The following is a 5133-nucleotide window of genomic DNA, read 5'->3' on the forward strand; positions in this document are numbered from 1 at the left end:
TTGTCCCGCGCCTTGAAGTCAAAGCCAGCCAGCGTCTCGCGCGCGACATGGAGACGAGCTTGGATCTCGGCAATGCAGCGCTTGCGGATATCGTTGGCCTGGCCCGACATCACCAGCCTTGTTCCGACCTCCGCCAGCAGAAAGGGCAGCCCGCCGGTCATCATCTTGTGCGCCACGCGGATGCGGTGGCGGTAGGCGGGCGGGCAGGACAGCCAGCCGCCGCGCACGCCGGCCGCGACCGACTTCGACAGGCCGCCGGCTACGATCGTGCGCTCAGGGGCGTATTCGGCGAGCAGTGGCGTCGGATCGTCGGTCAATTCGCCATAAAGATCATCCTCGATCAGGACGACATTGTACTCGCGCGCTATGCGCGCGATCGCCTGGCGCCGCTCCGCCGACAGCGTCACCAGCGTCGGGTTCTTCGCCGTCGGCATCACGAACATCATCTTCGGGTGTTTTTGCGCGCAGACGCGTTCGAAATCGTCGGGATCGAGACCTTCATCGTCCGCCGAGACCAGCGCGGTACGGCGCCCGATCAGACCGGCGCTGCGCGAGATCTGCGAATAGGTGAGATGCTCGAAGACGATCGTGTCGCCAGGCGTGGTGAGCGCCGCGACCGCCGCCATCACCGCCGCATGGGTGCCAAGCGTCGGCACGATCGAATCGGGCGAGGGGTGAAAGGAATTGCGCTTGAGCCAAAGGCCGCCGGCCTCAAACCAGCGCTCCGGGAAATCCCTGGTATAGCTTGAGATGTCGTGGGGGTGCTCCTCCGCCGTCCGCGCCAGCAGTTCGGCAATCAATGCGCCTTGTCCGACATCGGGGGCGGCGGTGCTGTCGAAGCGCAGCTTGCCGCTCGGCGCATCGATGAGCCGCGTTCCGAGCGCGGCGGGCTGCAACTCGGGCTTGGGGCTCTCCGCGCGTTGCGCGAGCACATAGGTGCCGCGCCCGACCTCCCCACACACCAGCCCGCGCTCGCGCAGCAACTGATAGGCCCGGCCGACCGTGCCGACCGTAGTGCCAATGTCGTAGGCGAGGTCGCGCTGCGGCGGCAGTTTTGCACCCGCATCGATGACGCCCTTGTCGATATCTGACTCAATGCTGTCAGCAAGGCGCTGATAGAGAGGGCCGGAACCGGAAGCGAGGTCTGAGAGCCAATTTGTCATGGTGGCAATTTTTTATATTGCATCGCGAGACGAGTCAATCGATATGAGAACGCGGGTAACTAGAGTACAATTGATAGAATTGGTTGATCGCAAGATGAATACAATTGATACATTCCGTTATGACAGCGCCGAGTTGCACGGCCGCCCGTCGGGGCGCCGCGGGTTCGTTGACCGGGTCGTATTCGTGCTTCGTGCCATCGCCAGGCAAATCGAGCGAATGCTGGAACGCCGTCGCGGCCGCCTTGCGCTCTTGGAGATGACCGACGAGCAGCTCAAGGACATCGGCATTTCGCGCTGCGACGCCCATCGCGAAGGTATCAGGCCGTTCTGGGACTAAGCGCGTCGCGACGCCCTTGATTGTTGCGATGCATGTCAAATCGCTGCGCGGTTTGGGCATACATCGACCGCGAACAGAGCTTCGATGGTATGTTGATTGACGAGCGCGAAAACCGACCGTCAATCCTGCATTTGCAGGAAGTGGGCTACGGCCGAGTCACGCTGCAGCGGCGCAGGCTGAATTGCCGGCCTGCCAGCGCGCGATGTCGGAGCCTATGCGCGCGCCCAGCGGTTCGGCCATCAACGGCCCGAACACGTCCACTTTGCGGGAATTGCCTTGTGCTTGCACGACCAGCAGCGGCTTGCCGCCATAGTGGTTGGCAGGCACCAGCAGGAAGCGCGGCGTGCCGCTGTAGGAGTTGAGCTCGTTGGCCATCTGATAGGGCTTGAAGGCCGGGTCCTTGCTGGCGATCCAGCACTTGTGAGCGGCGATGGCGACCTGCTCCATGGCAAGCAGGGAAGCGCTCTTGCCAGAGGGGGGCGGCGTGGTCTTCGAGCCGGACTGGCAAGAGGCGAGCGCAAATCCGGCGGCGGCCAGGAGAGCAAGGCGAGCAATCGTCAGTCTCATGGTCAGGCCGCCCCGTTGGTCTGAAAGAATGGTCTGAAGGAATCGTCTGAAAGGATCAAGCGGCGATGCCAAGCGCGCCTTCGAACAGCGCCCGGCCGTCGCTGCCGCCGTGTGCCGCCTCGATCAGGTTCTCCGGGTGCGGCATCAGACCGAGCACATTGCCCTTCTCGCTGACGATGCCGGCGATGTCGTTGATCGAGCCGTTGGGATTGGTGCCTTCGGCATAGCGGAACACCACCTGGCCTTCGCCTTCGAGGCGCGCCAGCGTTTCGGCGTCGGCGAAATAGTTGCCGTCGTGATGCGCGACCGGTGAGCGAATGATCTGGCCCGGCTGATAGCCGCGGGTGAACATCGTGTTGGCGTTGGCGATCTCGAGCTTCACGTGCCGGCAGACGAATTTCAGCGAGGCGTTGCGCATCAGGGCGCCGGGGAGCAGCCCCGCCTCGACCAGGATCTGGAAGCCGTTGCAGACGCCGATCACCATCACGCCCTTGGCCGCCTTTTCGGCCACTGCCCGCATCACCGGCATGCGCGCGGCGATCGCCCCGCAGCGCAGATAGTCGCCGAAGGAAAAGCCGCCGGGAATGGCGATCAGGTCGACGTCCGGGATTTCGGTGTCGGTCTGCCAGACGGTCGCCGGCGCCTGACCGGAAATCTTGGTCAGAGCCGCGATCATGTCGCGGTCACGGTTGAGCCCAGGCAGGAGGACGACGGCTGATTTCATTTGGGTCGTAGGGCCTCTGGTTTTCGGCGAGTTCGCTGGTTATGCACGCGCTTCAGGAGCCTGTACATCAAATCGCTGGTGGCTTCAGGCATAACCTCTGCGCTGCAACCTCAGGTAATAGCCACACTATAATTCTCAATCACCGTGTTCGCCAGAAGCTTGTCGCACATGGCCTTGAGGTCGGCTTCGGCCTTGGCCCTGTCGGTTCCGGTGAGCTCGATGTCGAAGACCTTGCCCTGCCGCACCTGGCCGACGCCGTCGAAGCCCAGCCCTGAGAGCGCGTGCTCGATCGCCTTGCCCTGCGGGTCGAGAACTCCGTTCTTGAGGGTGACGGTGACGCGGGCTTTCATCGATACTCCTGAGTGATCGGTAGTGCGGAGGGCGGGCGCGCCGTTTCCGGCAGGCCCGCGCTGGCTGTCAGTGCTTCGTGCTCTTCGAGGGCTCGGAAGAGGCAACGAGCACCGGGCCTGTCGGGCGCGGCGGCTCGTTCTCGTTCATGATGCCGAGGCGGCGGGCCACTTCCTGGTAGGCCTCGACCAGGCCGCCCATGTCGCGGCGAAAGCGGTCCTTGTCGAGCTTGTCCTGAGTGGCGACGTCCCACAGCCGGCAGGAATCCGGCGAGATCTCGTCGGCGACAACGATGCGCATCATGTCGCCCTCGAACAGGCGGCCGCACTCGATCTTGAAGTCGACAAGCTGGATGCCGACGCCCAGGAACAGGCCGGAGAGGAAGTCATTGACGCGGATAGCCAGCGCCATGATGTCGTCGATCTCCTGCGGGCTGGCCCAGCCGAAGGCGGTGATGTGCTCTTCCGACACCATCGGGTCGTCCAGCGCATCGGCCTTGTAGTAGAATTCGATGATCGAGCGCGGCAGAACCGTGCCTTCCTCGATGCCCAGGCGCTTTGCGAGCGAGCCGGCGGCGACGTTGCGCACCACCACCTCAAGCGGAATGATCTCGACTTCCTTGATCAGCTGCTCGCGCATGTTCAGCCGGCGGATGAAATGGGTCGGGATGCCCATACGATTGAGGTGATTGAAAATGTGCTCGGAGATGCGGTTGTTGAGCACGCCCTTGCCGTCGACCACCTCATGTTTCTTCTTGTTGAAGGCGGTGGCGTCATCCTTGAAGAACTGGATCAGCGTCCCGGGCTCAGGTCCTTCATAGAGGATCTTGGCCTTGCCTTCGTAAATGCGGCGGCGATTTTTCATCTGATTTTTTCTCTGGATTGGCGGGCAGGCGGCAAGCGACCAGTTCCTGTCCGTCTGCCTAAATTAGTTGTGGCGACGGGTGCGTTCAATGCCGGTGTCTATAGCAATCGTAATGTTTGCTCAATCGGCAAATCCAGCCGATCAACCGCTTTCGGAACCGAAATGCCGCAGCGCAGCATGGGACGTTGCATATTGACCGGCCCGCGACCTTTTGGTTTGTGCTGGGTAAGCACACATATTCATAGCCAAGCGAATCGATTTGATCGGAGGGACGCATGAGCAGCATGAAAGACCGCGAAGAGGGCTTCGAGCGCAAATTCGTCTTCGACGAGGAGCTCCGCTTCAAGGCCTCGGCGCGCCGCAACAGAGCGCTCGGCCTGTGGGCCGCCGAAAAGCTGGGCAAGAGCGGAGCCGATGCCGAGGCCTATGCCAAAGCGGTAGTCGTCTCCGACATCGGGGAGGCCGGCGACCATGACGTCTTCCGCAAAATCCGCGAGGACTTCGACGCCGCGGGCGTCAACCAGTCGGACCATCAGATCCGCCGCACCATGGACGAGCTGATGGCGCAGGCGATCGAGCAGGTCAAGAACACGTAAAAATCGTTGGACCAATCGACCGCCCGGCTCAGCCGGGCGGTTTTCTTTGCCTTGCCGCCGTTTCCGGCTGAGACTGCGGATCGTTACCAAGGAAGTTCCGATGTCGCTCAAGTCCCGCCTGGCCGCCGACGAAACGCTGTTCACCGCCTGGTCCGGCGTGCCGGACGCGCTGACGGTAGAGATCATCGCCAAGCAGGGCTTTGATGCCGTTACCCTCGACATGCAGCATGGCGGCCACCACGAGGACAGCGTTCTGCGCGGCCTGGTGCCGGTGCTTGCCGCCAACAAGCCGGCGCTGGTGCGCATCCCGGTCGGGCGCTTCGACATGGCGAGCCGGGCGCTCGATTTCGGCGCCGAGGCGGTGATCGCGCCGATGGTCAATTCCGTAGACGACGCCAGGCAGTTCGCCGCAGCGATGAAGTATCCGCCGATGGGCGAGCGTTCTTGGGGCCCGACCTATGCCTTCCCGCGCCATGGCAAGGGTGACCATGCCGAGTGGCTGCGCGACTCGAACCAGCGCACCATGGCCTTTGC

The 5133-nt window shown here is 62.9% G+C and carries 8 protein-coding genes; 3 read left to right on the forward strand and 5 right to left on the reverse strand.

Annotation, left to right across the window (positions count from 1 at the left end; genetic code table 11):
• On the reverse strand, nucleotides 1–1163 hold a 1163-nt coding region (locus EOA60_RS17820; protein WP_164899376.1), incomplete at its 3' end, for a PLP-dependent aminotransferase family protein.
• Between the two features lie 94 nt (nucleotides 1164–1257).
• On the opposite strand from EOA60_RS17820, the gene EOA60_RS17825 reads away from it, so the two are divergent.
• Nucleotides 1258–1500: a DUF1127 domain-containing protein gene (locus EOA60_RS17825; RefSeq protein WP_095825271.1), complete on the forward strand. Its 243-nt coding sequence runs from the start codon at nucleotides 1258–1260 to the stop codon at nucleotides 1498–1500.
• A gap of 156 nt (nucleotides 1501–1656) precedes the next feature.
• Here EOA60_RS17825 and EOA60_RS17830 read toward each other — a convergent pair whose 3' ends face one another.
• The 4 genes from EOA60_RS17830 to purC all read right to left on the reverse strand — a co-directional run bounded on the left by EOA60_RS17830 (nucleotide 1657) and on the right by purC (nucleotide 4003).
• Nucleotides 1657–2067, reverse strand: a complete 411-nt coding sequence (locus tag EOA60_RS17830; protein WP_095825272.1) for a hypothetical protein — start codon at nucleotides 2065–2067, stop codon at nucleotides 1657–1659.
• 55 nt (nucleotides 2068–2122) lie between these two features.
• Nucleotides 2123–2791, reverse strand: coding sequence for a phosphoribosylformylglycinamidine synthase subunit PurQ (gene purQ / locus EOA60_RS17835; protein WP_067328327.1), 669 nt, complete (start codon nucleotides 2789–2791; stop codon nucleotides 2123–2125).
• A 110-nt stretch (nucleotides 2792–2901) separates the two neighbouring features.
• Entirely contained in the window at nucleotides 2902–3141 is a 240-nt protein-coding gene (purS, locus tag EOA60_RS17840; RefSeq protein ID WP_095825273.1) for a phosphoribosylformylglycinamidine synthase subunit PurS, read from the reverse strand.
• A 67-nt stretch (nucleotides 3142–3208) separates the two neighbouring features.
• On the reverse strand, nucleotides 3209–4003 hold the full coding sequence (purC, locus tag EOA60_RS17845; RefSeq protein ID WP_040969563.1) for a phosphoribosylaminoimidazolesuccinocarboxamide synthase: 795 nt from the start codon (nucleotides 4001–4003) through the stop codon (nucleotides 3209–3211).
• A gap of 275 nt (nucleotides 4004–4278) precedes the next feature.
• Between purC and EOA60_RS17850 the strand changes: the two genes are divergently transcribed.
• The gene (locus EOA60_RS17850; RefSeq protein ID WP_128311677.1) at nucleotides 4279–4599 is read left to right on the forward strand and encodes a DUF1476 domain-containing protein; all 321 of its coding nucleotides are present in this window, start codon (nucleotides 4279–4281) and stop codon (nucleotides 4597–4599) included.
• A 100-nt stretch (nucleotides 4600–4699) separates the two neighbouring features.
• Nucleotides 4700–5133, forward strand: a 434-nt coding sequence (locus tag EOA60_RS17855) for an aldolase/citrate lyase family protein (protein WP_245502577.1), incomplete at its 3' end; no start/stop codon positions are given.

Origin of the sequence: Mesorhizobium sp. M1A.F.Ca.IN.020.06.1.1, assembly GCF_004023265.1 — a bacterium.
Lineage (GTDB): Bacteria > Pseudomonadota > Alphaproteobacteria > Rhizobiales > Rhizobiaceae > Mesorhizobium.

Bases quoted from the DNA above. Each gene is read 5' to 3' on its own strand.
- EOA60_RS17825 (WP_095825271.1), top strand. From the start codon at position 1,258: ATGAATACAATTGATACATTCCGTTATGACAGCGCCGAGTTGCACGGC.
- EOA60_RS17830 (WP_095825272.1), bottom strand. From the start codon at position 2,067: ATGAGACTGACGATTGCTCGCCTTGCTCTCCTGGCCGCCGCCGGATTT.
- purQ (WP_067328327.1), bottom strand. From the start codon at position 2,791: ATGAAATCAGCCGTCGTCCTCCTGCCTGGGCTCAACCGTGACCGCGAC.
- purS (WP_095825273.1), bottom strand. From the start codon at position 3,141: ATGAAAGCCCGCGTCACCGTCACCCTCAAGAACGGAGTTCTCGACCCG.
- purC (WP_040969563.1), bottom strand. From the start codon at position 4,003: ATGAAAAATCGCCGCCGCATTTACGAAGGCAAGGCCAAGATCCTCTAT.
- EOA60_RS17850 (WP_128311677.1), top strand. From the start codon at position 4,279: ATGAGCAGCATGAAAGACCGCGAAGAGGGCTTCGAGCGCAAATTCGTC.